Raw genomic sequence first — 25806 nt, forward strand, 5'->3', positions numbered from 1 at the left:
CTCGATGCGCGGTGGCATGGGCGTCGGCAGGCAACCCGCGGCGTCGATCATGCCCATCTCGTGGCCAGACGACAGCTCCATCGCGGCAGTGCCCGTGATCCGGTAGACGCGACTGCGGCCCTTGTGGCCGTTGTTGATGGCGTAGACGGTGCCGGCCGAGTCGATCACGACGGCGCCGTAGGTGGACTTGCCGGGCAGCCCGGCGACCTCTGTCCTGCTCAGCACCCGCCCGGACGCCGGGTCGAACGAGACGACCTCGCCCGGCCCCCAGCCCGCGGCCGACACGCCGGTCAGCTTCCCGCTCACCGGGTCGGCCGTGAAGTCGTCGAGCGCGAGGGCGGGCCAGTCCAGCACGACGGTCCGCACGATCTTGAGGTACGACGGGCTCTGCGGGTCAATGTCGATGGCGTGCAACCGGGCGTTGTCACGCACGTAGAACGTGGTGCCGACGACCGCGCCCGCGGACACGTCGTCGGTGCGGAACCAATACGCGTCAACGGGTCCGAGGTCGCTGACCACGCCTCTGGTGTCGATCAGCACGACGTGCGACGGGTTCTTCCACCAGTGATGCCCCTTGGACGTAAGACCAACCAGACGGCCCAACGCCGACGAGTACCCCAGCGCGTTCACCGCGTAGTCGAGGCGAGCCACTTCCGTCACCCCACCGGATGACACGTCCACCTTCGCGAACGTCGACAGCGCGCCACGGTGGAGTGAACGAACTTGAAACGCGTCACAGCTCGGCGGTGCAGCATGAGCAACAGCGCTGGTGAACGGCGCGGAAAGCACCAAAAGAGACGAGATGGTGCTCAACGCAAGCAAATCCTGCCGCCACCGGAATGGAGCAGTCCAATACGACAACCGGGTAATTCTGCTGTTGCCGTGCATTCCCACCTGACCATTACTCGTTAACCAGACCGTGCTGTACCGGCCACAGTAGACCGTGGTCTAATCCCACACCAGAAAGGAGCCGAATTGAGCATTTACGTCACCGGTCTGCTCTGGGTTCTCGGTGCGGCCGCCCTGTCCGGCGTCATCGTCGTCATCGCACGTCGGTTCGGCTCGGAGGAAGTCGGCGAGAAGAACCTCGGCGCGGGCGGCTCGGTGTTCAGCATCGTCGCCGGCCTGCACGCCGTCCTGGCCGCTTTCATCCTCATCTCCCTGTTCGACGCGTCCAACGGCGCCGAGGAGCAGGTGCAGAGGGAGGCCAACGCGCTCGTCGCCATCGACTGGTCCTCGGACTCGCTGCCGGAGCCCGCGAAGTCCAAAGTGGAGCAGCTGATCCGCAGCTACGCGACGACGGTCGTCGACGAGGAGTGGCCCCGCATGCGCGAGGGCGAGGACGTGGACAACAAGGGCTGGACCACGTTGAACCAGCTCAGGGACACGATCGCGACGGCGGCGCCGGACGGCGCCTGGCAGGAGCACCGCAAGACCGAGGCGGCGAACCAGCTGTGGGAGGTCTACCAGGCCAGGCAGGAACGGCTGGACGCGGCGGGCAACGGCGTCAACCCGGTCGTGTGGCTCGCGCTGCTGATCGGCACAGGCCTGTCGCTGCTGTTCCCGTACCTGTTCGGCGGGCCGAACCTGATCTCCCAGCTGCTGATCACCATCACGCTGACCTCGACGCTGGTTCTGTTGTTGTTCGCGATCTACCAGCTGCAGAACCCGTTCAGCGGTGGCGTGCACATCCCGCCGGACGCGTTCAGCGCCGCGCTGGACCGGCTGAGCTAGCGCGAATCGGTCATTCCGTCGGCTTCCTCGATCTCCACCGACAACACCTCACCGTCGATAACCTTCGGCAACGGGTCCGCCTGGGCGAAGTAGCGATTTGCAAATGCGCCGACCGCTCTGGTAGAGGCGGCGTCGACGCCACCACCGATGACGCCGCCCAGTACCGGAACACCCTTCACCGCGAGCGAACCGAGCTTCTTTGTACCGTATTTTGTAATTAGCGCGGACGCGGCCTTCTTGGTGAACTGCTTGATGCCGACCTTTTTGAACAGCTCGGTTCCGGCATTGCCGAGCAGGCACAGCAGGATGGCTGTCTGCACCTCTTCGCTGTCCACGTCGTGACCGCGCAACGACGCGATGGATGCGATGAGGTGCGTCTGGATCACGTACGCGGCCGCGATGTTCGACGGCAGCGAGATCGGCAACGTGATCAGGCCGCCGAGGTTGGTGATGAAGCCCTGCGCGCCGGCCAGCGCCACGTGCGTGCGGATGAGGTGCTTGATCGCGTCGGTCTCGCTGCCCTTCTTGACCAACGCGTCTGACGCGGCCTCGCGTGCGCTCTTGAACGGGCCGAACCCGTCCACACCCGCGCGCAGCAGGTAGTCGGCGATACCCTGCTGGACCCTGTTCAGCTCACCTTTGGACTCGGCCACAACTCCGAGATTACGCGTCCAGCTGACGCAGTGAGGCGTCAACGGTCTGTTCCAGCAGAACCGCGATGGTCGTCGGGCCCACTCCCCCTGGTACCGGGGTGATCAGACCCGCATGTGCCGCGGCCGCGTCGAAGTCGACGTCGCCGACGTTGCCCTCGTTGTACCCGGCGTCGATCACCACCGCGCCGAGCTTGATCCAGTCGCCCTGGACGAACCGGGGCCTGCCCACCGCGGCGACCACGATGTCCGCCGTGCGCACGATTTCGGCGAGGCCAACGGTTTTGGAGTGGCAGATCGTGACCGTGGCGTCGCGGGCCAGCAGCAGCATCGCGGCCGGCTTGCCGAGGATCGGGCTGCGGCCGATCACCACCGCGTGCTTGCCCGCGACCTCGACGTCGTACGCGTCCAGCAGCCGCATGATCCCACCGGGCGTGCAGGAGACGAACTCGTTGTGCCCGAAAGACATCCCGGCGAACGAGTGCATCGTCACACCGTCGACGTCCTTGTGCGGCGCTATCGCCTCGAACGCCGCGCGCTCGTCGATGTGGCGAGGAACCGGGTGTTGCAACAGGATGCCGTGCACGGCCGGGTCGTCCGACAGCTCGCGGATCTTCGCGACCAGCTGCTCTGTCGTCGTCTCGTCCGGCAGCGCCACGTGGCGGGACTCGAGTCCTGCCTTGTGGCACCGGTTCTGCTTCATGCGCACGTACGTGACCGACGCCGGGTCGTCGCCGACGATCACGGTGGCCAGGCACGGCTTGCGGCCCGTGCGTTTGGTGTGGTCAGCGGCTTTCGCGGATGCTCGGCCGACGATGTCGCGCGCGAGCTCGGTTCCGGACATGAGCGCCATGGGCTGCCTCCGCAGTCGAGGATTCGCCCAGGCGCGCGGCGGGTCAGGAGGGCCGCTCCCCGGTGGTGCTCCACCTCTTCGCGCCAGTCACGACCCCCGGAAATACTACGCGTCGAGCGTGGTGACCGCGCCCGTGCTGCCGTCCACGGTGATCCGCTCGCCGGTCTTGATCCGCGTCACGGCCTCCCGCACGCCGACCACCGCCGGAATCCCGTACTCCCGCGCCACAACAGCGCCGTGCGAGTTCGCGCCGCCCATCTCCATCACCAAGCCGCCCGCCGTCAGGAACAACGGCGTCCAACCAGGATCCGTCGACGGTGCAACGAGGATCTCGCCGGGTTCGAGGTGCGCTCCGATCGGATCCATCACGACCCGCGCGATTCCGGTGATGGTGCCCGCCGACGCCGGCGTGCCGACGAGGTCGCCCTCCGCCACGGTGCCGTGGTGCACCGCCTCGGCGTCCGTGCCGTCCGACAGCAGGACGCGCGGGATGTGCCTGCGCCGCATCTCGCGGTCGTAGACCTCACGCCGCACTGCCACGACCGAGCGCAGATCCCCTTGCGCGGAACGCATTTCCTCGAAGTTCAGGAAGAAGACGTCGTCCGCGCGCTCGATCCTGCCCTGCTCGGCGAGCTGCCCACCGATCTCCTCGATCCGCCGGCGCAGCTGCCCGAACAGGGTGATGATCAGGTACTTCGGGTACTCCCGCAGTCCGGCAAGCACTCTGGTGCGGTGCAACGCGAAGCGCACGAACCAGCCACGTCCGGGAGCTCTCCGCGCGAGCGTCTCGATCATCGCCTCGGCTTCCGCGGCACCACGCGCGAAAACCGCGTCCGCCGCGGCGTCCTCATCCTCCAGCCGCAGGTAGTTCCGCACGACACCGATGACGTGTGCCGGATCGTCGGACCACCGGGGCAGGCCGAGGTCGATCTCCGCGACGGCCCGGTGCCCCCACTTCGCGAGGAATCGGTCGAGCGCGGCAGGACGTTCGCCGTCCTGGAACTGGCGCAGGGCAACGGGATCGCGCCGAATCTCCTGCGCGAGGTCCCACATCGCCATGTCCATCTCGGTGGTGATGTTGTTCGGCAGGCCGCGCAGCACGGTCTGCAGCTCCCCCGGCTTCGTCTTCATGATCTTGCCGACCAGGCCGAGCATCGCGAACCCGATCAACGCGGTCGGCGCGAGGCCCGGCAAGATCGGGACGACGCACTGCCGTAGCGCCTGCTCGATGGACAGGTTCGCGGCCTTGCCGAGGATCTCCTGCTCCATCCGCAACGCCTCGCGCGCGGCCTTCTCCGGGTTGACCAGTGCCTTCCACGCGGTCACCGGCACGCGGAACCGGCGGGCGAGCCGCAGCACGCGCTTGAGCGCGGGCCCCGGCGAGGAGCTCCGGATCGCGTACCTCGGGTCGTCGAACAACCCGCGCAGCACCTCCGACGAACGCGCCTCCATCACACCGAGCAGCTTCGTGACGAACTCGCGGCCGACCTTGCTCTGCAACACCTTGGTGACGTCGAAGAAGATCCGCTCACCGCACTCCACATAGGACTGGCTCTTCGGGTCACCGATGATGATCTCGAACGCCGCCTTGGAGATCTCGCGGAACGCCGCGCGGCCCATCGGCGTGATAGGCCGTTCGAGCCCTTGCGCGAGGCTGAAGCAGAAGTAGACGTGGTCGGCCGGGTTGTTGTCCGGCAACGGGAACAGCGTCGTGATCGGGCGCGACTGGGTGAGGTGCAGCTCGCCGTCGGGGCCGATCGCCCACTCGGTGTCCTGCGGTGAATCGTAGTGCTGCTGCACCTTGCGGCCCAGGTCGGCGAGCGCGTGGATCTGCTCGTCGGTGAGGCACGGGCCTTCGTTCTCGCCGACCTCGACGTGCTCGGTGCCACCACCGGACAGTGAGCGGATGACGAACTTCTTGTCCCCCATACGCTTTTCGACGATCTCACCACCGTCCACGACGAAGCGGTCGGGGTTGACCGCGCCGGACACGACCGCCTCGCCGAGGCCCTGGCTCGCGTCGATGACGATCTGGTCGCGGTTGCCGGTGACCGGGTTCGCGGTGAACATGACGCCGGAAACCGCGGACTGCACCATCCGTTGCACGACAACGGCGAGGTAGGTCGTCGTGTGGTCGATGCCGTTCGTCTCGCGGTAGCTGACCGCGCGGTCGGTCCACAGCGAGGCCCAGCAACGGCGCACCGCGTCGACCACCGCGTCCTCACCAACGACGTTGAGGAATGTGTCCTGCTGGCCGGCGAAGCTCGCGAACGGTAGGTCCTCCGCCGTCGCACTGGACCGCACAGCCACGGGAACGCTGTCGCCGAGACCGCGGTACCCGGCGGCGATCGCGTCCCGGATCTCTTGCGGCACAGCGGTTTCCAGCAACGTCCTGCGGGCGTTCTCCGGTGTCGTGCTCGCCAGCTCGTCAGCCTGCGCGACGGCGCGGTAGGCATCCGTGGTGACGCAGAAGCCCTGCGGCACCGGCAGACCAGCCCTGGTGAGCTCGCCGAGGTTCGCGGCCTTCCCGCCGACGACCGTCAGCATGGTGCCGTCGATGGAGCTGAAGTCGATGACGAGCGACATGGTTCCCCTCCAGGGTCCGTCTGAAGGAGAGGTTACGAGCGTCTGACCAAAAACTCAACACGTGATGAATAAATCACACCTCTGGGGTGAACGCCCTGATCAGCGCGGCGATCTCGGTGAGGTCCTCCTCCAGTGCGAAGTGGCCGGTGTTGAGCAGATGCAGCTGCGCGTTGGGCACGTCCCGCAGGTACGCCTTCGCACCGGGCTCGATGAAGAACGGGTCACCCGCACCCCAAGCGATCAGCGTCGGCGGCTGATGTTCACGCAGGTAGGCCTGCCATTCCGGGTACTTGGCGACGTTGGAGTGGTAGTCGAGGAAGAGATCGACCTGCGGCTCCGGACGCAGGTCGAGGTAGTGCTGGTCGAGCGTCCAGGTGTCGGGCGAGATCGTCTCGGGATCCCGCGCGCCCTCGAGGTAGCCGAACTTCGTGTACTCCAAGGCGAGCAGCTCGCGGGCAGCACGCGGGTCGCGGTTGCGGATGAAGCCCCATGCGAGATCGGACAGGCCGTCCTCGTAGGCGTTGCCGTTCTGGACGATCAGGCCCTTGATCCAGTCGGGGTGACGGGTCGCGATGCGGAAGCCGACCGGAGCACCGAAGTCGAACACGTACATCCGGAATCCCGTGAACCCGATGGTTTTCAGGAACTTCTCGATGGTGTCAGCGAGGAAGTCGAAGCTGTACTGCCGTTCAGGCGCGTCACTGTGACCAGAGCCGGGGTTGTCGGGCGCGATGACGTGGAAGTCGTCCTTGAGCTCCTCGATGAGCCGCGCGTACTGGTGCGACGCAGAGGGAAAGCCGTGCAGGAGCAGGAGTTTGGGCGCGGACGGGTCGCCCGCCTCCCGGTAGAAGACCTTGATGCCGTCGATGTCGACGAACCGATGCCGAGTCACATGCGTCCTTGCGGTCATGACACATTAGGCTAATGGGTAGTCGGGGTGTTGTACAGTTAGATCGTGCTCGCGATCGACTTCGTCAACACGCTGACGTCCGAGGAGGACCGCCTGCCGCAGTGGCTGTCCGAGCAGGGTCTGCCCTGGTCGGAGGCGATCCTGGAGCTGCGCGCCCAGGTGGAGGCGGCGGTGCTCGCGGCGCGGGACGGCCTGGAGCCGGACCTGGCACCGTTGAACGCGGCGTTGCGCGGCGCTCCGGCGTTCGAGGTGCTGACGTGGTCCGGCGGCGTCGTGGTGTCGCGGGAACGGTCAGGTGACGAGGTCGCGCAGGCTCTCGCGGTGCTGGCGGGCGCGCGGCGGAGTTGCTGGCCTCACCGGCCGTGATGAAGGTGAAGACGTGCGAGGCGCCGGGATGCCGGCTGCTGTTCGTACCCGCCCACCCGCGACGCCGGTGGTGTGATCCCGCGACGTGCGGGAACCGGGTGCGGGTGGCGCGGTACTACCAGCGGCACAAGGACTAGCGGCTCACCCAGTCCGGGAGCGGCTCGCGTTCTTCCCGCCATTCCCGTGGAGCTGTCGCGATGATCCCGCCGACGATCGCGGCGGTCGTGTCGACGTCGCCGCCGGCCTTGACGCACGTCGTGATGGCGGCGCGGTAATCGTCGAGGTGGTGGGCGGCGACCCAGAGCGTGAACGGCACGGTGTCCTGCGCTGTCACGCGGGAACCGTTGCCGAGGACGTACGCGGCCTCCTCAGCGTTCTCGATCTTCCGCGCCTTCTCGATTCCCTTGCGGACAAAGGAGTCTGCGAGGTGGTCTAGGACGTTGCCGAGGAGATCACGTGGTGGTGTCCCGGTGAGCCGGGCCTTCGCCGCGATGGCTGCCGCGTGCGCCACCGCGAGGCCGCCCGCGATGCCCTCCGGGTGCTGGTGCGTCACCTCGCTGGCCCGGATCGCTTGCGCCGTAACCGCTTTCGGGTCGTCGGCGAAGTACGCGCCGAGCGGGGCGATCCGCATCGCGGCGCCGTTGCCGCACGAGCCCTGACCGTTGAACGCGCTCCCGGCCGCCTCTTTCCACGACGTGCCCTGGCGAATCTTGCGAAGGATGATGAAAGCTCCCGCGCCGTAACCGCGATAGGGCTCGCAGCGATCGGCGAAGGTCGCCGCGAGCCGGTCTTGGTCGACGTCACCGTGATCGCGGAGCTCGGCGACGAGGTTGCAGGCCATTTCGGTGTCGTCGGTCCACTCCCACGGCCCTCGCGGCGGCTTGCCGGCCACGAGGTCGGGCAGCGAGCGGCCGACCATGAAGAACTGTGCGCCCAGAGCGTCGCCGACGGAGAGCCCGTCGAGCGAGTCGTATGCGAGGTCCAGGCGCGCACGTGCATGCAGAACGATGCGCATCACCTGCCATTTTACCTTGCCTCGCAACAGATTTCAGGCGATCACGGTGCCGCCGTCAACCGTGAGGATCGTGCCGGTCGCCCACGGCTGAGTCATCAGGTACAGGTACGCGTGGGCGATCTCCTCCACCTCGCCGACCCGGTGCAACGGCAGCGTCCTGCCGACGTCGGCGTAGAGCTGCTCGGCGTCCGGCCCCCACAACGGGCTGCGCACCACGCCGGGACTGACCGCGTTGACCCTGAGCGGTGCGAGTTCCACAGCGAGTGCCTTGGTCAGCGCCTCGACCGCGCCGCAGATGCTCGCCGCGACCGCCCAGCCCGGCTCTGGACGGTCCTTCGCGATGCCGGTGGTGAGGGTGATCGACGTGGTGACGTCCGCTGCCTTGACGGCGTCGAGCACGCTGAAGTACCTGAGACCGAAGAAGGTTCTCGCGCGGTCCCGGTCGAGCGTGCTGATCTTCATCAGCTCGAGCGGCTCTCCCGCCGTGTAGACGAGGTGGTCGATCACGCCGATCGCACGGAACGTGGCCGCGACGGCGTCGGGGTCGGTCAGGTCGGCGGCGTGGGTGGCGATGCCGGGCTGTGGCTGTGGTTTGCGCGAGACGATCGTGACTTTCGCGCCGGCGTCTCGCGCTGCCTGTGCCGTGGCGAGGCCGATTCCCGAAGAGCCGCTGACTCCGGCAGGCACGCAACTGCTCGCCGACGCACGTCCGTTGCTCGCGCAAGCCTCGGCGCTGCTGCGGCGTGTGGGTGTGGCGGACACGTTCACGGTCGGCTTCATGCCTGGCCTGATCAGTCGAGGTGGTCCACGACGGCCGCGTGGACGTGAGCTACGTGCGGTTGCCAATTCCAGCTGACGGGCTGCGCCTGGTGCCGTTGTTCAGCGAACCACGGGTGGCTGTCGTGCCCGCGACACATCGGTTGGCGGGCAAGGAAAGCGTGTTGGAGGCAGACCTGTCCGGCGAGCGGCGAGTGCAGCACACCGACCCGCCGGGATTCCGGTCTGTCGAGGAGAAGCTGGAGCACGTCGCGATGCACGGCGGGGTGGCGATCCTGCCGTTGTCGACGGCGGTGTTCTACTCGCGCGACGACCTCGTGCGCGTACCGATCGGCGACATCGCGCCGAACGAGGTGGCGCTGGCGTGGGCTGAGCACCGGCACACGCCGTTGATCGCCGAGTTCACACAGATAGTCACCGCGATAGCCCAGCAGGTGTGAAAACGAAGCTGTCGCGGAAACCTCCGTCACCGCGCCGTGTCGCCATCAGCCGCAGCTCCGGCATGAAGTGGAAGAACACGAGCGAACCCGACCGGTCCGGGTAGGCGAGCGTCTTCGAGTACTTCGGGTTGGTGCCGCCCAGCCACAACGGCGGCTCGCCGTACTCCGCGATCACGTCGTCGAGCAGGCAGTCCCGTTCGCCCAGCACACCGGGAATTCGGCTGTCCGCGTCGAGCGACAACCAGCCCTGCCGGTGAGCGAGATCCGCGTACACCGACGCCATGACGTCCTCGCTGCGGTGGCCGAGCACCTCGTGCACCGCGCCGCTCACCATCGCCGCGTTCGCCGCTCCCCGTTTCACCAACGCGTCGAGCTCGGTCTGCCACCGGTCCGTGCGGTCGTCGGCGAACGCCAGCGCGTCGAGCAGGGTGAGGATCACCGCCTCGCCGCCGTACATGCCGGGTCGCCGGACTGCGGCGTTGAGCTGGCCGAGCAGGTAACGGCGTAAGTCGTCGAACGAGCGCATCTCTCCCCCTGCGGCACCAAGAAAAGGGGCGGCCAGGAGATGGCCGCCCCTTTCCCGTTGTTCTATCAGCTGCAGCCGGACGTGCTGCCGCAGCCCTCGCACAGGTAGCAGGACCCGGCCGGACGCATCTTCGTGCCGCAGGTCATGCACAGCGGCGCGTCAGCGGCCTTGCCCAGGTGCAGCTCCAGCAGCTCGGTCGAGCTGCCGACGTGCTTCGGAGTCTCGACCTGAGCAGCCTCGACCTGGGCAGGAGCCGACTCGACCGAACCGCGCAGACCCTCGAGGTCCACATCGGACGAAGGCGCGCCGTACTCGCCGGCCACCTGCGCGGAACGCTCGTCGGCGGTGAAGATGCCGAGCTGCGCGCGCTTGTCGTACGGCAGGTAGTCCAGCGCCAGACGACGGAACAGGTAGTCCAGCACCGACGTCGCGATGCGCACGTCGGGGTCGTCGGTCATGCCAGCCGGCTCGAAGCGCAGGTTCTGGAACTTCGAGACGTAGAACTCCAGCGGGATGCCGTACTGCAGGCCCACCGAGATGGACATCGAGAACGCGTCCATCACGCCGGCCAGCGTCGAGCCCTGCTTGCCCAGCTTGACGAAGATCTCGCCGAGACCGTTGTCCGGGTAGGAACCGGCGTGCAGGTAGCCCTCGGCGCCACCGACCGTGAACGACACGGTCTGCGACGGGCGCTTCTTCGGCAGGCGCTTGCGGACCGGGCGGTACTCGACGACCGTCTCGGTCTTGGCCTCGGCGCCCTTGTTCGCACCCTTGCCCGCGGACAGCGGCTGGCCGACCTTGCAGTTGTCGCGGTAGATCGCGAGCGCCTTCAGGCCGAGCTTCCAGCCCTGGTAGTAGATCTCCTCGACGTCCTCGACCGTGGCGTTCTCCGGCATGTTGACCGTCTTGGAGATCGCACCGGACAGGAACGGCTGCGTGGCCGCCATCATCCGCACGTGGCCCATCGGCGCGATGGAGCGCTCGCCCATGGCGCAGTCGAAGACCTCGTAGTGCTCGCGGCGCAGGCCCGGCGCGTCGATGACGTGGCCGTGCTCGCCGATGAACTCGACGATCGCCTCGATCTGCTCGTCCTGGTAGCCCAGCGACTTCAGGGCGCGCGGCACCGTCTGGTTGACGATCTGCATCGAGCCGCCGCCGACGAGCTTCTTGAACTTGACCAGGGCCAGGTCCGGCTCGATACCGGTGGTGTCGCAGTCCATCATCAGGCCGATGGTGCCGGTCGGCGCCAGCACGGACGCCTGGGCGTTGCGCCAGCCGTTCTTCGAGCCGATCTCCAGCGCCTGCTGCCACGCCTCGGTCGAGACCTTGTGCACCGCGGCGTCGTTCGCGTGGTACGTGCGGATCAGGTCGTTGGCGGCGGCGTGCTTGCGCATGACGCGCTGGTGCGCCGTGGCGTTGCGCTTGTAGCCGTCGTACGCGCCGACGATGCCCGCGAGCTCAGCGGAACGGCGGTACGAGACACCGGTCATCAGTGAGGTGATGGTCGCGGCGAGCGCGCGGCCGCCCTCGGAGTCGTACGCGTGGCCGGTCGCCATCAGCAGCGCGCCGAGGTTGGCGTAGCCGATGCCGAGCTGGCGGAACTTGCGGGTGGTGTCCGCGATCGGCTCGGTCGGGAAGTCCGCGAAGCAGATCGAGATGTCCATCGCGGTGATGATCAGCTCGACGGCCTTGGCGAACGTGACGGCGTCGAACTTGCCGTCGTCACCGAGGAACTTCATCAGGTTCAGCGACGCGAGGTTGCAGCTCGAGTTGTCGAGGTGCATGTACTCCGAGCACGGGTTGGACGCGGTGATGCGGCCGGACTCGGGGCAGGTGTGCCAGTCGTTGATCGTGTCGTCGTACTGGATGCCGGGGTCGGCGCACTCCCACGCGGCCTTCGCGAGCTTGCCGAAGAGCGTCTTGGCGTCGACGCGCTCGATGACCTCACTGGTCTGGCGGGCGCGCAGGCCGAAGTCGCCACCGTTCTCGTAGGCGTGCATGAACTCGTCCGACACGCGGATCGAGTTGTTCGCGTTCTGGTACTGCACCGACACGATGTCTGCGCCACCGAGGTCCATGTCGAACCCGGCGTCACGCAGCGCGCGGATCTTGTCCTCTTCGCGCGCCTTCGTCTCGATGAACTCCACGACGTCCGGGTGGTCGACGTCGAGCACGACCATCTTGGCCGCGCGGCGGGTGGCGCCACCGGACTTGATGGTGCCCGCGGACGCGTCGGCGCCGCGCATGAACGACACCGGGCCGGACGCGGTGCCGCCGGAGGACAGCAGCTCCTTCGAGGAACGGATGCGCGAGAGGTTCAGGCCGGCACCGGAGCCGCCCTTGAAGATCAGGCCCTCCTCGCGGTACCAGTTCAGGATCGACTCCATCGTGTCGTCGACCGCGAGGATGAAGCACGCGCTGACCTGCTGCGGCGAGCTGGTGCCGACGTTGAACCACACCGGCGAGTTGAAGCTGAACACCTGGTGCAGAAGCATGTAGGTGAGCTCGTGCTCGAAGATCTCGGCGTCCGCGGCGTCCGCGAAGTAGCCGTGCTCCTTGCCGGCGCCCACGTAGGTCTTCACGACGCGGTCGATCAGCTGGCGCAGCGACTGCTCGCGCTTCTCGCTGCCGACGGCACCGCGGAAGTACTTGCTGGTGACGATGTTGGTCGCGTTCACCGACCAGAACTCCGGGAACTCGACGCCGCGCTGCTCGAAGTTCACCGAGCCGTCGCGCCAGTTCGTCATGACGACGTCGCGGCGCTCCCAGGTGACCTCGTCGTAGGGGTGGCGGCCTTCGGTGGTGTAGACGCGCTGGACCTTCAGCGCGGCAGGCTTGGCAGCCGCCCGTGCGGCTGTCTTCTTGGCTGAGCCGCCGACGGTCTCGGTCACGGTGGATCTCCCTCGTACTGGTGCTTAGAAAGATGTTGTAGGCGCGCGCTTTAGTGCGCGCGGATCACTGCTCTTGAGCCGCTTCGGCCCGTGCAGTGCGAAGATCAAGAATTTCCTTCTCGAAGTCCTCGACGGACGAGAAGGACCTGTAAACGCTCGCGAAGCGCAGATAAGCGACCTCGTCGAGCTCGCGCAGGGGGCCGAGAATGGCGAGGCCCACCTCGTGACTCGGGATTTCCGCACATCCCGTCGACCGGATCGACTCTTCCACTCGCTGGGCGAGCTGCTGGAACGCGTCCTCGTCGACCGGGCGGCCCTGGCACGCCCTGCGCACGCCGACGACCACCTTGTCGCGGCTGAAGGGCTCCGTCACCCCGGAGCGCTTGACCACGGCGAGAACCGCTTCTTCGACCGTGGTGAACCTGCGGCTGCAGCTGTTGCAGGAGCGACGACGACGGATCACCTGTCCCTCGTCGACCTCACGGGAGTCGACCACCCGTGAGTCCGAATGACGGCAGAACGGACACCGCACGCCAGCTCACCCCTTCCCAGCGCAGCACCCATCGCAGCAGCCTCACTGGTCGGGTTACCCACAACCTGTGGACTACTTACAACGGTGTAACCACTAGATGTAGGGGTAGAACCTAGATCGCAGCGGACGCCGACGCAACTCGACACGGCGCGTCGCGTGTCACCCTGTCGGGGGAACCGCAAGCGATCAGCGGTGATTACACAACGACGCCCGCCCATGACGGAGCGAACACGTCACGGCGGGCGCGGAAACACAAGATGTAGGGGCAGGCCTACGGCGTGACCCCCACCTGCTGGAGGTAGAGCACGCCGAGCGCGATGACCGTCAGCGCGCTCAGCACACCCACGGCGACGAGTTCGAGCGCCGACTCGCGCTTCGGCCGAACCTCACACGAGCTCGACTCGCGCGACGCCGGCACCACGATCGGGTGCGACTTGGTCGCCGGGCGCCGCGGCATGACGCGGGGACCCGAACGGAGTGGGCGCCCCGCTGCGACGTCCGCGTCTTCGACAACGCGCAACCGCTTCTCGACGAGCACCGCCATGACGACCTCCATCGCAGGTCAACCACCATGATCGAACAGGGGTTCGATCGAACGTCCGTGCGAATTTCTACCACGGCGACCCGCCGAACGCCACAACACGCGGCCAAATACCTCGAACAGGTGTTTGATCTGTGCAGCAAACACGACTACCGTCGACCACGAAGATCGACGGAGGCCGGAATCCCATTCGAACTGGGGGCGGCGAGGAGGACAGCGACCGTGGCAGGCAAGACGATCGACCCGGACCCCGCTCTTGTGGCGGCTGAGGTAAGTGAGATCGCGGGCAACGCCGGCCTGACCCTGCGCCAGCGCAAGGTGCTGGATGTGATCCGTGACTGGGTCGACCGCTTCGGCTACCCGCCGAGTGTGCGGGAGATCGGTGAGGCCGTCGGCCTGACCTCGACATCATCGGTGGCGTACCAGCTGCGCGCGTTGGAGCGGAAGGGCTACCTGCGCCGCGACGCGAACCGCCCGCGCGCGGTGGGCATGCTGCCGTCCGAGATCGACCCCGGTCTCGACCCGATGTCCAAGCCGACCCCCGCGTACGTGCCGATGGTCGGCCGGATCGCGGCCGGTGGCCCGATCCTGGCGGAGGAGTCGATCGAGGACGTGTTCCCGCTGCCGCGCGAGATCGTCGGCGAGGGCGAGCTGTTCCTGCTGCGCGTCGTCGGTGACTCGATGATCGACGCCGCGATCACCGACGGCGACTGGGTCGTGATCCGCAAGCAACCGACTGCCGACCAGGGCGAGATCGTCGCCGCCATGATCGACGGCGAGGCGACCGTGAAGACGTTCAAGCGCAAGGACGGCCACGTGTGGCTGCTGCCGCACAACACGGCCTACGAGCCGATCAACGGCGACGAGGCCACCATCCTCGGCAAGGTCGTCACCGTGCTGCGGCGTCTCCCGTAGGTTTTTCGCGGGCTTTCTTCTTCTTTTCGAAGAAGTCGAGCCACTTCTGCCGCGTGGACTCCATGTCCACGACGACGAAGCTGAAGAACTGCCCCATGTCCTTGAGGCGAGCACCCACTGGGGTGTCGAGACCGAAGATCTCGGCACCGTCCAGTGCGGTGTGCGCCCAGGTGGAGTTGCGCTGGGCACTGGACAGCCACGCCCGGTACCAGAGGTCGTCGTCCAGGAAGTACCGCATGCGCTTTCCGTCGCGCTCGGCGCGCAACAGGTCCAGCTCCTGCAGGTAGGTCGTCGACCGCGAGACCGTGCCGGGGCTGACCGAAAGCCGCAGCACCAGCTCGGTCGCTGACAAGCTGCCCTTGTCGGTCATGAAGATCTCGGCGAGGATCCGCGCCGCCGTGCGCGTCAGCCCGGTCTGCACGAACGTCGCGACGAGCCTCAGGTGGAATTCCTGCACCTTGCCGGGACTGCGCCCGAACGAGTACGCCTCCTCATCGACGTCGAGGTCGTCCACCGCGGGCATCCGCCGCATCGCCCGCTCGGTCGCCGCACGATGTGCCGCGCCCGGCCGGTAGTTGTTGTGGCCGCCGTTGCGGGCCACTTCCCGCTGAATCGTCGAGGCTGGCCTTTGCAACCGCCTCCCGATTTCGGAGTACCCCAGCCCGTCCCAGAGCCACTGGGCGATGAGCTGCCGTTCTTCTTCATCTAGGCGCTTACCAGGCACAACCCCATCGTGCCTTGCGCTTCAAGCCATTGCAATGAGTCTTTTGACTTCGTCCGCAAACGTTTTTAGCTTGCAAGGAGGGGAAAGACCTCGTTGCAAGGGGGAGGCAATGTCACTCAGTCCGATGACGTTCCCGGACGGGCACGTCGGCTGGCGAGCACACGACCACGCGACCGTGCGTGCGGTGCTCTCGAACAACCGCTTCAGCATCCGGCCGGACCTGATGCACAACCCGTTCGGTCCGGGCAGCCCCGGCGACGCGCCGCCGTCGCCGCCCGGCGCGTTCACCGACCACGACCCGCCGGACCACACCCGCTACCGCAGCAGGCTGACCGGTCAGTTCACCGTCCGGCGGATGCGGCTGCTCGCCGAACGACTCGAAGCGATCACGGCCGAGCACCTGGACGAACTGGCGGCACAGGGCTCGCCCGCGGATCTGGTGGAGCACTTCGCGGTGCCGGTCCCAGGCCTGATGATCTGCGAGCTGCTGGGCGTCCCGTACGAGCGGCGCACGGAGTTCCAGCAGGACGCCATGCTGCTGACCGGTGCCAGCGGCGCGGAAGCCGGCGAGGCCGAGGCGATGTTCGCCGCGTTCGGACGGCTCCAGCAGTTCATGCTGGAGATGGTCGCGGCGAAGCGTGCGCATCCGACCGACGACTTGCTGAGCGACCTCGTCAACTCGGAGTCCGCTGATTCTGATGCCGCCCTCTCTGACGACGAGATGGCGACCATGGGCATGGCATTGCTCGGTGGCGGCCTCGACACGACGACGAACATGCTGTCGCTCGGCACGCTGGAGCTGCTCCGTGACCAGGCGCGGGTCGACGCGATGCTTGCGAATCCCGACGCAGCCGTCGAGGAGCTGCTGCGATATATCAGTCTGACGCCCGCGACGGCACGCACGGCCTTGGAGGACGTCGAGATCGACGGCGTCCTCGTGCGCAAGGGCGACACCGTGCTGGTCGAACTCGGCTCCGCGAACCACGACCCGGCGCGCTACGCCGACCCCGACGTCCTCGACCTGGCTCGTGGCCCTGGGCGATCTGGCCCGGTCGGACACCTCGCGTTCGGCCACGGCATCCATCAGTGCATCGGCCAGCACCTCGCCCGGATCGAGCTGAAGATCGCCTTTCCTGGCCTCTTCACCCGGTTCCCGAAGCTTCGCCTCGCCGTCCCCGAGGACGAGCTGCCGCACCGCGCCAGCCTGGTGATCGGGGGCCTGGAACGCATGCCCGTCGCCTGGGACTGACCACCCAGCAACCGATATATCAGCGCTCCGGGACCCGCCTTAGCAATGAGTCTTTTGACGACGAAGTCCAAAGAGTCATTGCTAAGAGGTAGGTCAGCAGGGGTGAAGGAAGATCGAGAAGGGGGCAACGGCGAAGTGCGCGGTCGATCCGGAGGTGGGGATCAGGCGCGGCGGCGGAAGCGGAGGCCGATGACGAGGGCGGCGATCAGGACGATGCCGCCAAGGGTCAGGGCCAGTGGCCAGTTCTGCCAGGAGGAGGCCGACGAGTCCGCCGGGGAGGCTTGGGGTTGGTCGGTGGCCGGTGGCGGAGGCGTCGTGGTCGGTGCGGGTGGCTGAGCAAGGGCGGCTGCACCGGCGACGGAACGGATCGGGGTGCCGGCGCCTTCGGAGGCGGAGAGCAGGGTGCCGTCCGGGTCGAAGGCGACGGCCTCGCCTTGAGGCTCGTTCGGCAGGGGGACGCGGACCGGGTCGCCGGACAGGGCTTTGACGATGTCGCCGTCGGGGACCGGGTACAGGTAAGCGTCCGTGTAGGTGCGCAGGGCGACGACGGAGCCGTCGGGCATGGAGGCGGCGCCGGTCACCAAACGCGAGTCGAGCGTGCCTTCCAGGGGGCCGCCAGGGGTGTCTGTGGTCGACAGCGACACACGAGCCACCTGCTCCAACGGGACTGATATATCGGTTCGGAGCGGGGCCGTGGGGCGATATATCAGTGCGGAGCCGAGAGGCTCCTTGGTGATGATGAACGGCGTGCCGGACTTGTCGATGAGCAAGGCCTCGGCGTCGTGTTTGCCGTCCGGGTACGTGACGCGGAACCGCTCCACGGCGCCTGAAGGCGAGACCTTGTGCAGGGCGACCGTGGAGCGGGATTTGTTGTTGTCGCCGGTGTCGGAGGCCCAGAGGGTGCCGTCCGGCGTCATCGCCAGGTCTTCGACGTCCAAAGGGTCCACGGGCGCGGTGATCGTGCGTTTCACGACGCAGTCGCGGCCGAGGACCTGGATGCGCAGCGTGCCGTTGTCGCTGTCGCTGACGGCGTAGAACTGCTTGCCGTCGGACGTGAGCCCGGAGAGCTCTTGCATGGCTACCGGGCACACGTCCACCGGTGGAGGCGGGATCAAGCAGGCATCCCGTTCGTCGCGAACGGCTCCAGCACACCCGCCAGGTCCGGGCGCACACGAGCGCTGAGCAGCGTGCCCGACTCCGTGTGCTTCTCGGACAGCACCTCGCCATCGCGGTGCACGCGAGCGACGACCTCGCCGCGCGCGTACGGCACGAGAGCCTCGACGACGACCTCGGGACGCGGCATCAGCTCCGCGATGCGGACCTTCAGCTCCTCGATGCCGAGGCCCGAGTGCGCCGACACGAACGACGCGTCCGGGAACAGGTGCCGCAGCCGGGCCAGGCCCACGTCGCCCACCGCGTCGACCTTGTTCACGACGAGCAGCTCGCGCGGCATCGGCGTGCCGGTCTCCTCGTTGATCTCCGAGATGACCTCGCGCACAGCGCTGACCTGCTTCTCCGGCATGCCGTCGGAGCCGTCGACCACGTGCACGAGCAGGTCGGACTGGCCGACCTCCTCCAGCGTGGAGCGGAACGCCTCGACCAGCTGGTGCGGCAGGTGCCGGACGAAGCCGACCGTGTCCGTCAGCGTGTACGGCAGGCCCTCCGGCGTCACCGCGCGGCGCGTCGTCGGGTCCAGGGTGGCGAACAGCGCGTCCTCCACCAGGACACCGGCGCCCGTCAGCGCGTTGAGCAGCGAGGATTTGCCCGCGTTCGTGTAGCCCGCGATGGCGACGCTCGGGATCTCGTTCGCCGTGCGGCGGCCCCGCTTGGTCTCGCGGATGACGCCGATCGCGGCGATCTCGCGGCGCAGCTTGGAGATGCGCGCGCGGATCCGGCGCCGGTCGGTCTCGATCTTCGTTTCACCGGGACCGCGCAGACCCACACCGCCGTTACCGCCGCCGGCACGACCACCGGCCTGCCGTGACAACGTCTCACCCCAGCCGCGCAGGCGCGGCATCAGGTACTGCAGCTGGGCCAGCTCGACCTGCGCCTTGCCCTCCTTGGACCGCGCGTGCTGCGCGAAGATGTCCAGGATGAGCGCGGTGCGGTCGATGACCTTGACCTTGAGCTTCTCCTCCAGCTGACGCAGCTGGCCCGGCGACAGCTCACCGTCGCAGATCACGGTGTCCGCGCCGGTCGCCTGCACCACGTCCCGCAGCTCGGCCACCTTGCCGGAGCCGATGTACGTCGCGGCGTCCGGCTTGTCGCGCCGCTGCACGACGCCTTCGAGCACCTCGGAACCAGCGGTTTCGGCGAGGCGGGCGAGTTCTGCCATCGAGGCGTCGGAGTCCGCGGCCGTGCCCTCGGTCCACACCCCGACGAGAACGACCCGCTCCAGGCGAAGCTGCCGGTACTCGACCTCGGTGATGTCCTCGAGCTCGGTGGACAACCCGGCGACACGGCGCAGTGCGGCGCGTTCGGCGAGTTCGTAGTCACCCGTCGAGAAGTCGTCTTCCCACTCGGGGTCGTCGAACTTCGGGTCGAACTCTGTGCTCTGGATGTTTTCCGTCATTTGCCCTTCATCGTCCCATGGACCGTCAGTCCCCTGGATACACCGCGAGGTAGATCGCCACACGGGGAACTTCCGGCCTGACCGGTTGCGCGGCCAGCTCATCCATCAACGATGCGAGCCGCTGCTTTAGTTCCTCGGGGTCGACGGTGACGACCAGGCGGCTCTGATCCACGTCCTCGAGCCCGATGTCGGCAACCTCGCCGAGGAAAGCGTGCAGCATCGCTTCACCGACGGCGACTGCATTTTCGCTGTTGTCGAGCTGCCACGACAGTCCTGTCGACCGATAGGGGATCTCTTTCGCGCCCCGGTTGCCCGCGCGAGGCGGCATCGCCTCGAGGAATCCAGCGGCGACGAGCTTGCGCACGTGGTGCAGCGTCGTGGCCGGGTCCTTGCCGAGCCGCTCGGCCAGCTCCTTGTTGGTGAGCGGGCGGTCGAACGTCATGCGGATCATCCGCAGCCGCAGGTCAGAGCTGAGAGCCGCGGCTTCTTCGCTCGTCGCGGGACGACGCTTGTGAGAGAGGGGCACGACCCCAGTCTAAGTGATTGACAGTTTCCAATCACTCAGCGCAGACTTCTCGGCATGGCGCTCTGGGGGCATCCCGACTTCCGCAGGCTCTGGATCGGCGACACGATCAGCCAGTTCGGCGCGACAGTGGGCATGACGGTGATCCCGCTGCTCGCGGCGGGAGTGCTGAACGCGACACCGTTCGAGATGGGCCTGCTGGCCGCGGCGAGCACGATCGCGTTCCTGGTGATCGGCCTGCCCGCGGGCGTGTGGGTGGACCGGATGCGCCGCAAGCCGTTGATGATCGCGATGGACGTCGCCCGCGCCGCGCTGATGCTGAGCGTGCCCGTCGCGTGGTGGCTGGACCTGCTCGACCTGCCGCAGCTGATCGCGGTGAGCCTCGCGGTGGGCGTGTGCACGGTGTTCTTCGACGTCGCCTACCAGTCGTACCTGCCGTCACTGGTCGGTCGGGGCCAGCTCGTCGAGGGCAACTCGAAGCTGCAGGCCAGCCTGTCGGTCGCGGAGGTGTCCGGGCCCGCGATCGGCGGCTACGCGGCCCAGTTCCTCGGCGCGGCCAACGGTGTACTGGCGACCGGGCTGGGCTACCTGAGCTCGGCGTTCTTCCTGTTCCGGATCAAGACCGCCGAGCCGGCGCCGGAACGCCACCCCGACCCGCACCTGCGTCGCGAGGTCATGGAGGGACTGCGGTTCGTCTTCAGCAACGTCACTCTGCGCATGATCGTGGCCTGCACCGGCACGTCGAACTTCTTCCACGGCATCCAGAACGCCGTGATGGTGCTGTTCCTGCTGCAGACCGTCGGACTGAGCGAGGGAACGGCGGGCCTGGTGCTCAGCGCGGGCGGCGTCGGCGGTGTGCTCGGCGCGGCGTTCGCGTACCGGATCGGCGTGCTGGTCGGACAGGCCAGGATGATCTGGCTCATCCCACTGCTGACCTGGCCGTTCACCCTGGCACTGCCCTTCGTCTCGCACGGCTGGGGCCTCGTGCTCCCGATGGCCGGCCTCGCGGTGAGCGTGTTCGGGATCGTCGTCTACAACGTCGGCCAGGTGAGCTACCGGCAGGCGATCTGCCCCGACCACTTGCTGGGCAGGATGAACGCCTCGATCCGCTGGGTCGTGTGGGGCGCCACGCCGCTGGGCGCACTGCTGGGCGGCGGGCTCGGCTCGTGGATCGGGATCCTGCCGACGCTGTGGGTCTCGCTCATCGGCTCGGTGCTCGGGATGGTGTGGGTGCTGATCTCACCGTTGCGGACGATGCGTGACCTGCCTGCCGAAGCTAGCGTCGACGCCCATGGCTGAGGCATCAACGACAAGCACGACGGTTGTACGCGATGGTCTCCACTTCGGCGAAGGACCGCGGCGCGGCCCTGATGGTCGCCTCTACTACTCGGACTTCTACGCGGGCGAGGTGCACGCCCTCGACCTCGCGACGGGCAACGACGAGGTCGTCGTCGCCTTCGACGGCCAGCCTTCCGGCCTCGGCTGGTTGCCCGACGGACGCATGCTCGTCGTGTCGATGCTCGACCGCACGGTGCGTCGGCTTGAAGGCAGTGACCTGGTCCTCCACGCCGATATATCGGATATCGCGACGTTCCACGCGAACGACATGCTCGTCGACGACGAGGGCCGCGCGTACGTCGGCAACTTCGGCTTCGACCTGCACGGGCTCATCGACGAGGTCGGGATCCCCCGGCTGCTCGAGCCGGACTTCGACCCGCAGGGCGCCGCGCTCGCGCTCGTTCTGCCCGATGGATCCGTCAGCGTCGCCGCCGAGGACCTCAAGTTCCCCAACGGCATGGCGCTGCTGCCCGACCCGACGGGCGAGTCCGAGAGCGGCAACATTTTGGTCGTCGCCGAGACCGTTGCATTCAAACTCACTTCGTTTTCGGTCGACCGAAACGGATCGTTGCAAAACCGCAGGGTGTGGGCCGACGTGAAGGAGTTCGGCATCGCGCCGGACGGGATCGCGGGAGATGGCGACGGAGTCTGGGTGGCGCCCGCGTTGCAGGCGGCGGCGTTCCGGGTGACCGAGGGCGGCAAGATCACGCATCGGGTGGAGACGACGCAGACGTGCTTCGCCGTCGCGGTCGTCGACGATCACCTCGTCTGCCTGACGGCGCCGGACTCGCATCCCAACGTGGTCAAGCCCGAGCGGCTCGGCAAGGCCGAGGTCTACAAGCTGACCTAAAAGGCACTGATATATCGGATATCAGCTACGCGAGCGCATCCCACCAGGACTTGTCGAGCTCGCCGCGCGCGACGAGCACGGCAGGTCCGGTGAGCGTCGACGTCGTCGGCTCGATCGTCACGAAGACCTGGCCGCCGAGCACGTCGACGGTGGCGGAGCCGGTCGTCCTGCCCTGTCCGGCGAGCCAGGAGGCGACAGACGCGACGGTGCCGGTGCCGCACGAGCGTGTCTCACCGACGCCGCGCTCGTAGACGCGCATGCGGAGCGCGTTGTCGCCGATGGTGTTGATCAGCTCGACGTTGACGCCGTGCGGGAACATCACCGGGTCGAAGCCGGGCGGCACGGTGAGGTCGAAGCCGTCGACCGGGACGTCGGTGACGCACGCGAGGTGCGGGTTGCCGACGTCGACCGCGAAGCCGCCGATGCCCTGGCCGTCGACCGCGGCGATGGACGTGCCGGTCACCCGTGCGGGGCCCATGTCGTTCGTGACGGAGCCGTCCGGGTGCGTGGTGACGGTCTTGTCCCCCGCCCGTGTGCCGACGACGAACTCGCCCTGCGGCTGGTGGCCGGCGTCGACGAGGTAGCGGGCGAACACGCGCAGGCCGTTGCCGCACATCTCGGCGATGGAGCCGTCGGCGTTGCGGTAGTCCATGAACCACTTGCCCTCGGAACGCACGACGCGCAGCACGCCGTCCGCGCCCAAGCCGCGCTGCCGGTCACACAGCGCCTGAACCCGCGCGACGGTCAGGTCCAACGCGTCATCGAGGTCGGGCAGGACGACAAAGTCGTTCTCCGTACCGTGCCCCTTCACGAACTCCACGGGACAAGGTTACCGGCGGCCGCCACGAGATCCTGCCGCGCACCGTCCAACCAGGTGATGCGCTGGTCACGCCGGAACCAGGATCGTTGCCTGCGCACGAACCGGCGGGTGGCGCGTTTGGTCTCCTCAGCGGCGAAGTCGATCGTGCACGCTCCGTCCATTGCGGACAGCACCTGCTGGTAGCCCAGCGCACGCGACGCGGTCTTGCCGTCGCGCAGGCCCTGCTTCACGAGAGCGCGCACCTCGTCTTCGAGGCCGGCCGCGAACATCGTGTCCACGCGCAGATCGATGCGGGCGTCCAGTTCGGACACCTCGCGGTCGACGCCGATCTGGACGGTGTCGTAGCGCGCGGGACCTGGCTTGGGCAGGTTCGCGGAGAACGGTTCCCCGGTCAGCTCGATGACCTCCAGCGCGCGCACGATGCGGCGGCCGTTGGACGGCAGGATCGCGATCGCGGCGGCCGGGTCGAGCTCCTGCAGACGCCGGTGCAACGCCTCCGGACCGGCCGAGGCGAGCTCGGCCTCGAAACGCGCCCGCACGGCGTCGTCGGTGCCGGGGAACTTCAGGTCGTCGAGCACCGCCTGCACGTAGAGGCCGGAGCCGCCGACGAGGATCGGCGGCGCCCGGAAGCGAGCAGGCGTTCGATGACGGCACGTGTCTCCCGCTGGTAGGCGGCCACCGACGCGGTCTCTGTGACGTCGAGGACGTCGAGCATGTGGTGCGGAACGCCCCGGCGTTCCTCCAAGGTCATCTTCGCCGTGCCGATGTCCATGCCTCGGTAGAGCTGCATGGCGTCGGCGTTGACGACCTCTCCCCCGAACCGTTCCGCGAGCGCGACGGCCAGGTCGGACTTGCCGGTCGCGGTGGGGCCTACAACAGCGATGGGGGTGATCACGGGCGCTCCCAGACGGCGACGTGGTAGCCCACGCCGAACGGTGCGAAGAACTCGGCGCTCGCGCAGCGCCACGGTCCGGGCACGCCGGCGAGGACCTGCCACGCCGCGCGTCCCTGTGCGCCCAGCTCACGGGCGAGTTCGAGGTCGAGTGCGAGCAGGCCGTCGGTGTCGGCGGCGGCCAGCAGATCGTGGACGTGCTCGTCGAACGGTCCCGAACGCTCGTCGTTCGAGCCCGGCGAGCGAAGACCGTGCCGCGTCGAGCCGTCGCCCAGGATCAGCAGCCCCGCGGACTCACCGGCGAGTTGTTGTCCAAACGAGACACATTCGGAAGGGGCGAGGTCAGGCGGGACGAGTTCGACGCGTGACACCTCGACTGCGCACTGTTCGCGCAGCCATGCGGTGATTAGCACTGGCAACGGAATTCGGGGGTCAGGAGCCAGGTCTCCCCCGAGTGACACAGGCACATCGACCCCATAACCGAGAAAAGTTCCCGAAAGCGGTGGCACGAAGGTCGCCGGGCCGCTGTCGTCGACCGCCACGACCAGCCACGGACCGGGCAGTTTTCCTGCTGCCGCAAGGGTTGCGGCGCGCACGGACTCGGTTTCGGCAGCGGCTCCCGCGACCAGTTCTGGCACCAGAAGAGGCGGGTGCGGTACCACTGCGGCACGGGTGATCACGACGAACCAGGCTACCTATCGTGGACTCCCAGTACCGAGTCGAGCTCTGACCTGTTTGAATGCGCGCGGGGAACTGGGGACGGGAGACCCTCCAGCGCCCGTATTGCATCGGCCCCGCCGTTGGCGGGGCGCCCGTGGCAGGCACGGGCGTCAGATGGGAGGAACCGGCGATGTCGGAGCAGGACAGCACACCGGAGGCCGCGGTCGAGACCGCCGCGGTCGAGGGTGGAGTCGAGGAAACGCCGAAGGAGACCGCGCAGGCGACGCCTCCGGCCGTCCCCGTGGCGTCGGACCACCCTGACCGCTGGGGGCGCGTTGACGCCGACGGCACCGTGTACGTGAAGACCGAGGACGGCGAGCGCGCCGTCGGGTCGTGGCAGGCGGGCGAACCGGTCGAGGGCCTCGCGCACTTCGCGCGGCGGTTCGACGACCTGCGCACCGAGGTCGAGCTGCTGGTGTCGCGGCTCCAGTCGGGCGCCGGCGACCCGAAGCACGCCCTGAACAGCGCGAAACACGTCAAGGAGCAGCTCGCCGAGGCAGCCGTCGTCGGCGACCTCAAGGCGCTGGCCGCCCGCGTGGAGCACGTCCTGGCGCTGGCAGAGGCCGGCATGGAGAAGGCGAAGGAGGCCAAGGAGGCCGCCCGAGCCCAGTCCGTGGCGCGCAAGCAGGCGCTGGTCGACGAGGCCGAGACGATCGCGAACGAGTCGACCCAGTGGAAGGTCGCCGGCGACCGGTTGCGCCAGATCCTCGACGAGTGGAAGACCATCCGCGGCGTCGACCGCAAGACCGACGAGCAGCTGTGGCGCCGGTTCTCGAAGGCGCGCGACGCGTTCAACCGCCGTCGCGGCTCGCACTTCGCTGACCTCGACCGCCAGCGCTCGGTGGCGAAGGCCTCCAAGCAGGCCCTCGTCGAAGAGGCCGAGAAGCTCATCGACTCCGACGACTGGGGCGCCACAGCCGGTCGCTACAAGGAGCTGATGGTCGAGTGGAAGGCCGCCGGGCGTGCGCCCAAGGAGGCCGACGACGCGCTGTGGCAGCGGTTCCGCGCCGCGCAGGACGCGTTCTTCCAGAAGCGCTCCGAGGCGTTCAGCGAGCGTGACGCCGAGTTCTCGGCGAACGCGAAGCTGAAGGAGGAGCTGCTCGCCGAGGCCGAGACGATCGACCCGTCCGGCGACCTCGAGGCGGCGCGCAACCACCTCTACAAGATCCAGGAGCGCTGGGACGCGATCGGCAAGGTGCCGCGCGAGCGCATCCGCGAGCTCGAAGGCAAGCTGCGCGCGATCGAGGAGAAGGTCCGCGGCGCGGTCGACGCGCAGTGGCGTCGTTCCGACCCCGAGGCCGAGGCCCGCGTGGCGCAGTTCCGCGAGCGCGTGGAGCAGTTCGAGGCGCAGGCCGCGAAGGCCCGTGCGCCGGCGACAAGCG

26 protein-coding genes, 1 pseudogene and 1 riboswitch are annotated in these 25806 nt (G+C 67.8%); of the genes and pseudogenes, 9 read left to right on the forward strand and 18 right to left on the reverse strand.

From position 1 onward, the window contains the following. Positions 1 to 888: DUF6923 family protein (locus tag FXN61_RS29420; protein WP_376770764.1), on the reverse strand; the 888-nt coding region annotated here is incomplete at its 3' end. Between the two features lie 87 nt (positions 889 to 975). On the opposite strand from FXN61_RS29420, the gene FXN61_RS29425 reads away from it, so the two are divergent. Then, the gene (locus tag FXN61_RS29425; protein WP_167977260.1) at positions 976 to 1734 is read left to right on the forward strand and encodes a bestrophin-like domain; all 759 of its coding nucleotides are present in this window, start codon (positions 976 to 978) and stop codon (positions 1732 to 1734) included. Here FXN61_RS29425 and FXN61_RS29430 read toward each other — a convergent pair. The 4 genes from FXN61_RS29430 to FXN61_RS29445 form a co-directional block, all read right to left on the reverse strand. Next, entirely contained in the window at positions 1731 to 2318 is a 588-nt protein-coding gene (locus tag FXN61_RS29430; RefSeq protein WP_312878078.1) for an EcsC family protein, read from the reverse strand. The genes FXN61_RS29425 and FXN61_RS29430 overlap by 4 nt on opposite strands. Positions 2319 to 2397: 79 nt before the next feature. Continuing rightward, on the reverse strand, positions 2398 to 3237 hold the full coding sequence (locus FXN61_RS29435) for a bifunctional 5,10-methylenetetrahydrofolate dehydrogenase/5,10-methenyltetrahydrofolate cyclohydrolase (protein ID WP_167977262.1): 840 nt from the start codon (positions 3235 to 3237) through the stop codon (positions 2398 to 2400). Positions 3238 to 3255: 18 nt separating this feature from the next. Next, positions 3256 to 3338, reverse strand: a riboswitch (ZMP/ZTP riboswitch). Positions 3339 to 3342: 4 nt separating this feature from the next. Further along, complete coding sequence (locus FXN61_RS29440) at positions 3343 to 5823, reverse strand: PEP/pyruvate-binding domain-containing protein (RefSeq protein WP_167977263.1); 2481 nt, start codon at positions 5821 to 5823, stop codon at positions 3343 to 3345. A 73-nt stretch (positions 5824 to 5896) separates the two neighbouring features. Continuing rightward, a complete protein-coding gene (locus FXN61_RS29445; protein ID WP_167977264.1) occupies positions 5897 to 6733 on the reverse strand; it encodes an alpha/beta fold hydrolase in 837 nt (278 codons plus the stop codon). A gap of 45 nt (positions 6734 to 6778) precedes the next feature. On the opposite strand from FXN61_RS29445, the gene FXN61_RS29450 reads away from it, so the two are divergent. Together FXN61_RS29450 and FXN61_RS56555 are read left to right on the forward strand one after the other, a co-directional pair. Beyond that, positions 6779 to 7099, forward strand: a complete 321-nt coding sequence (locus FXN61_RS29450; protein WP_167977265.1) for an ABATE domain-containing protein — start codon at positions 6779 to 6781, stop codon at positions 7097 to 7099. Then, positions 7099 to 7236: a CGNR zinc finger domain-containing protein gene (locus FXN61_RS56555; protein ID WP_167977280.1), complete on the forward strand. Its 138-nt coding sequence runs from the start codon at positions 7099 to 7101 to the stop codon at positions 7234 to 7236. Before FXN61_RS29450 ends, FXN61_RS56555 begins: the two co-directional genes overlap by 1 nt. Here FXN61_RS56555 and FXN61_RS29460 read toward each other — a convergent pair. Beyond that, on the reverse strand, positions 7233 to 8114 hold the full coding sequence (locus tag FXN61_RS29460; RefSeq protein ID WP_167977266.1) for an ADP-ribosylglycohydrolase family protein: 882 nt from the start codon (positions 8112 to 8114) through the stop codon (positions 7233 to 7235). The genes FXN61_RS56555 and FXN61_RS29460 overlap by 4 nt on opposite strands. Before the next feature lie 33 nt (positions 8115 to 8147). Beyond that, positions 8148 to 8894, reverse strand: coding sequence for an SDR family oxidoreductase (locus FXN61_RS29465; protein WP_167977267.1), 747 nt, complete (start codon positions 8892 to 8894; stop codon positions 8148 to 8150). Positions 8895 to 8932: 38 nt separating this feature from the next. On the opposite strand from FXN61_RS29465, the gene FXN61_RS29470 reads away from it, so the two are divergent. Then, on the forward strand, positions 8933 to 9331 hold the full coding sequence (locus FXN61_RS29470; protein WP_223165649.1) for a LysR substrate-binding domain-containing protein: 399 nt from the start codon (positions 8933 to 8935) through the stop codon (positions 9329 to 9331). Here the strand turns inward: FXN61_RS29470 and FXN61_RS29475 are convergent. From FXN61_RS29475 to FXN61_RS29490, 4 genes are all read right to left on the reverse strand, one after another. Then, the gene (locus FXN61_RS29475; protein WP_167977268.1) at positions 9306 to 9857 is read right to left on the reverse strand and encodes a hypothetical protein; all 552 of its coding nucleotides are present in this window, start codon (positions 9855 to 9857) and stop codon (positions 9306 to 9308) included. The two genes, FXN61_RS29470 and FXN61_RS29475, sit on opposite strands and share 26 nt — an antisense overlap. 65 nt (positions 9858 to 9922) lie before the next feature. Next, complete coding sequence (locus FXN61_RS29480) at positions 9923 to 12748, reverse strand: vitamin B12-dependent ribonucleotide reductase (RefSeq protein WP_167977269.1); 2826 nt, start codon at positions 12746 to 12748, stop codon at positions 9923 to 9925. A gap of 64 nt (positions 12749 to 12812) precedes the next feature. Further along, entirely contained in the window at positions 12813 to 13280 is a 468-nt protein-coding gene (gene nrdR / locus FXN61_RS29485) for a transcriptional regulator NrdR (protein ID WP_053738461.1), read from the reverse strand. A 271-nt stretch (positions 13281 to 13551) separates the two neighbouring features. Further along, a complete protein-coding gene (locus tag FXN61_RS29490) occupies positions 13552 to 13824 on the reverse strand; it encodes a hypothetical protein (RefSeq protein WP_167977270.1) in 273 nt (90 codons plus the stop codon). 234 nt (positions 13825 to 14058) lie between these two features. Here FXN61_RS29490 and lexA point away from each other — a divergent pair, with 234 nt between their 5' ends. Continuing rightward, positions 14059 to 14736: a transcriptional repressor LexA gene (lexA, locus tag FXN61_RS29495; RefSeq protein ID WP_376770765.1), complete on the forward strand. Its 678-nt coding sequence runs from the start codon at positions 14059 to 14061 to the stop codon at positions 14734 to 14736. Here the strand turns inward: lexA and FXN61_RS29500 are convergent. Continuing rightward, positions 14711 to 15460: a GbsR/MarR family transcriptional regulator gene (locus tag FXN61_RS29500; protein WP_167977272.1), complete on the reverse strand. Its 750-nt coding sequence runs from the start codon at positions 15458 to 15460 to the stop codon at positions 14711 to 14713. The two genes, lexA and FXN61_RS29500, sit on opposite strands and share 26 nt — an antisense overlap. A gap of 109 nt (positions 15461 to 15569) precedes the next feature. Between FXN61_RS29500 and FXN61_RS29505 the strand changes: the two genes are divergently transcribed. Next, positions 15570 to 16709 (forward strand): cytochrome P450, encoded by a 1140-nt coding sequence (locus FXN61_RS29505; RefSeq protein WP_246292158.1) that lies wholly within the window; start codon positions 15570 to 15572, stop codon positions 16707 to 16709. A 161-nt stretch (positions 16710 to 16870) separates the two neighbouring features. On the opposite strand, the gene FXN61_RS29510 is transcribed toward FXN61_RS29505, so the two are convergent. The 3 genes from FXN61_RS29510 to FXN61_RS29520 are packed head-to-tail and all read right to left on the reverse strand — an operon-like array spanning position 16871 to position 19807. Then, positions 16871 to 17785 (reverse strand): SdiA-regulated/phytase-like domain-containing protein, encoded by a 915-nt coding sequence (locus FXN61_RS29510; protein ID WP_167977273.1) that lies wholly within the window; start codon positions 17783 to 17785, stop codon positions 16871 to 16873. Between the two features lie 35 nt (positions 17786 to 17820). Next, positions 17821 to 19281 (reverse strand): GTPase HflX, encoded by a 1461-nt coding sequence (gene hflX / locus FXN61_RS29515; RefSeq protein WP_167977274.1) that lies wholly within the window; start codon positions 19279 to 19281, stop codon positions 17821 to 17823. Between the two features lie 25 nt (positions 19282 to 19306). Then, complete coding sequence (locus FXN61_RS29520; RefSeq protein WP_312878079.1) at positions 19307 to 19807, reverse strand: ArsR/SmtB family transcription factor; 501 nt, start codon at positions 19805 to 19807, stop codon at positions 19307 to 19309. Between the two features lie 54 nt (positions 19808 to 19861). Here FXN61_RS29520 and FXN61_RS29525 point away from each other — a divergent pair, with 54 nt between their 5' ends. Then, on the forward strand, positions 19862 to 21103 hold the full coding sequence (locus FXN61_RS29525; protein WP_167977275.1) for an MFS transporter: 1242 nt from the start codon (positions 19862 to 19864) through the stop codon (positions 21101 to 21103). Continuing rightward, positions 21096 to 21992, forward strand: a complete 897-nt coding sequence (locus FXN61_RS29530) for an SMP-30/gluconolactonase/LRE family protein (protein ID WP_167977276.1) — start codon at positions 21096 to 21098, stop codon at positions 21990 to 21992. The genes FXN61_RS29525 and FXN61_RS29530 overlap by 8 nt, the downstream gene beginning before the upstream one ends. A gap of 25 nt (positions 21993 to 22017) precedes the next feature. On the opposite strand, the gene dapF is transcribed toward FXN61_RS29530, so the two are convergent. The 3 genes and pseudogenes from dapF to FXN61_RS29545 form a co-directional block, all read right to left on the reverse strand. Beyond that, complete coding sequence (dapF, locus tag FXN61_RS29535) at positions 22018 to 22812, reverse strand: diaminopimelate epimerase (RefSeq protein ID WP_167977277.1); 795 nt, start codon at positions 22810 to 22812, stop codon at positions 22018 to 22020. After that, a pseudogene (miaA, locus tag FXN61_RS29540) lies at positions 22800 to 23707 on the reverse strand (tRNA (adenosine(37)-N6)-dimethylallyltransferase MiaA). Before miaA ends, dapF begins: the two are co-directional and overlap by 13 nt. After that, positions 23704 to 24384, reverse strand: coding sequence for a class III extradiol dioxygenase subunit B-like domain-containing protein (locus FXN61_RS29545; RefSeq protein ID WP_167977278.1), 681 nt, complete (start codon positions 24382 to 24384; stop codon positions 23704 to 23706). Before FXN61_RS29545 ends, miaA begins: the two are co-directional and overlap by 4 nt. Positions 24385 to 24554: 170 nt before the next feature. Here FXN61_RS29545 and FXN61_RS29550 point away from each other — a divergent pair. Next, on the forward strand, positions 24555 to 25806 hold a 1252-nt coding region (locus FXN61_RS29550), incomplete at its 3' end, for a DUF349 domain-containing protein (RefSeq protein ID WP_167977279.1).

This window comes from Lentzea indica, assembly GCF_012184385.1.
GTDB classification, from domain to species: Bacteria; Actinomycetota; Actinomycetes; order Mycobacteriales; family Pseudonocardiaceae; genus Lentzea; species Lentzea indica.

Excerpts from the sequence above, each read along its gene's own strand:
- FXN61_RS29475 (WP_167977268.1), bottom strand. The coding sequence starts at position 9,857 with ATGCGCTCGTTCGACGACTTACGCCGTTACCTGCTCGGCCAGCTCAAC.
- FXN61_RS56555 (WP_167977280.1), top strand. The coding sequence starts at position 7,099 with ATGAAGGTGAAGACGTGCGAGGCGCCGGGATGCCGGCTGCTGTTCGTA.
- FXN61_RS29445 (WP_167977264.1), bottom strand. The coding sequence starts at position 6,733 with ATGACCGCAAGGACGCATGTGACTCGGCATCGGTTCGTCGACATCGAC.
- FXN61_RS29435 (WP_167977262.1), bottom strand. The coding sequence starts at position 3,237 with ATGGCGCTCATGTCCGGAACCGAGCTCGCGCGCGACATCGTCGGCCGA.
- FXN61_RS29490 (WP_167977270.1), bottom strand. The coding sequence starts at position 13,824 with ATGGCGGTGCTCGTCGAGAAGCGGTTGCGCGTTGTCGAAGACGCGGAC.
- FXN61_RS29505 (WP_246292158.1), top strand. The coding sequence starts at position 15,570 with ATGTCACTCAGTCCGATGACGTTCCCGGACGGGCACGTCGGCTGGCGA.
- FXN61_RS29525 (WP_167977275.1), top strand. The coding sequence starts at position 19,862 with ATGGCGCTCTGGGGGCATCCCGACTTCCGCAGGCTCTGGATCGGCGAC.
- FXN61_RS29465 (WP_167977267.1), bottom strand. The coding sequence starts at position 8,894 with ATGAAGCCGACCGTGAACGTGTCCGCCACACCCACACGCCGCAGCAGC.
- FXN61_RS29440 (WP_167977263.1), bottom strand. The coding sequence starts at position 5,823 with ATGTCGCTCGTCATCGACTTCAGCTCCATCGACGGCACCATGCTGACG.
- FXN61_RS29460 (WP_167977266.1), bottom strand. The coding sequence starts at position 8,114 with ATGCGCATCGTTCTGCATGCACGTGCGCGCCTGGACCTCGCATACGAC.
- hflX (WP_167977274.1), bottom strand. The coding sequence starts at position 19,281 with ATGACGGAAAACATCCAGAGCACAGAGTTCGACCCGAAGTTCGACGAC.
- FXN61_RS29510 (WP_167977273.1), bottom strand. The coding sequence starts at position 17,785 with ATGCAAGAGCTCTCCGGGCTCACGTCCGACGGCAAGCAGTTCTACGCC.
- FXN61_RS29530 (WP_167977276.1), top strand. The coding sequence starts at position 21,096 with ATGGCTGAGGCATCAACGACAAGCACGACGGTTGTACGCGATGGTCTC.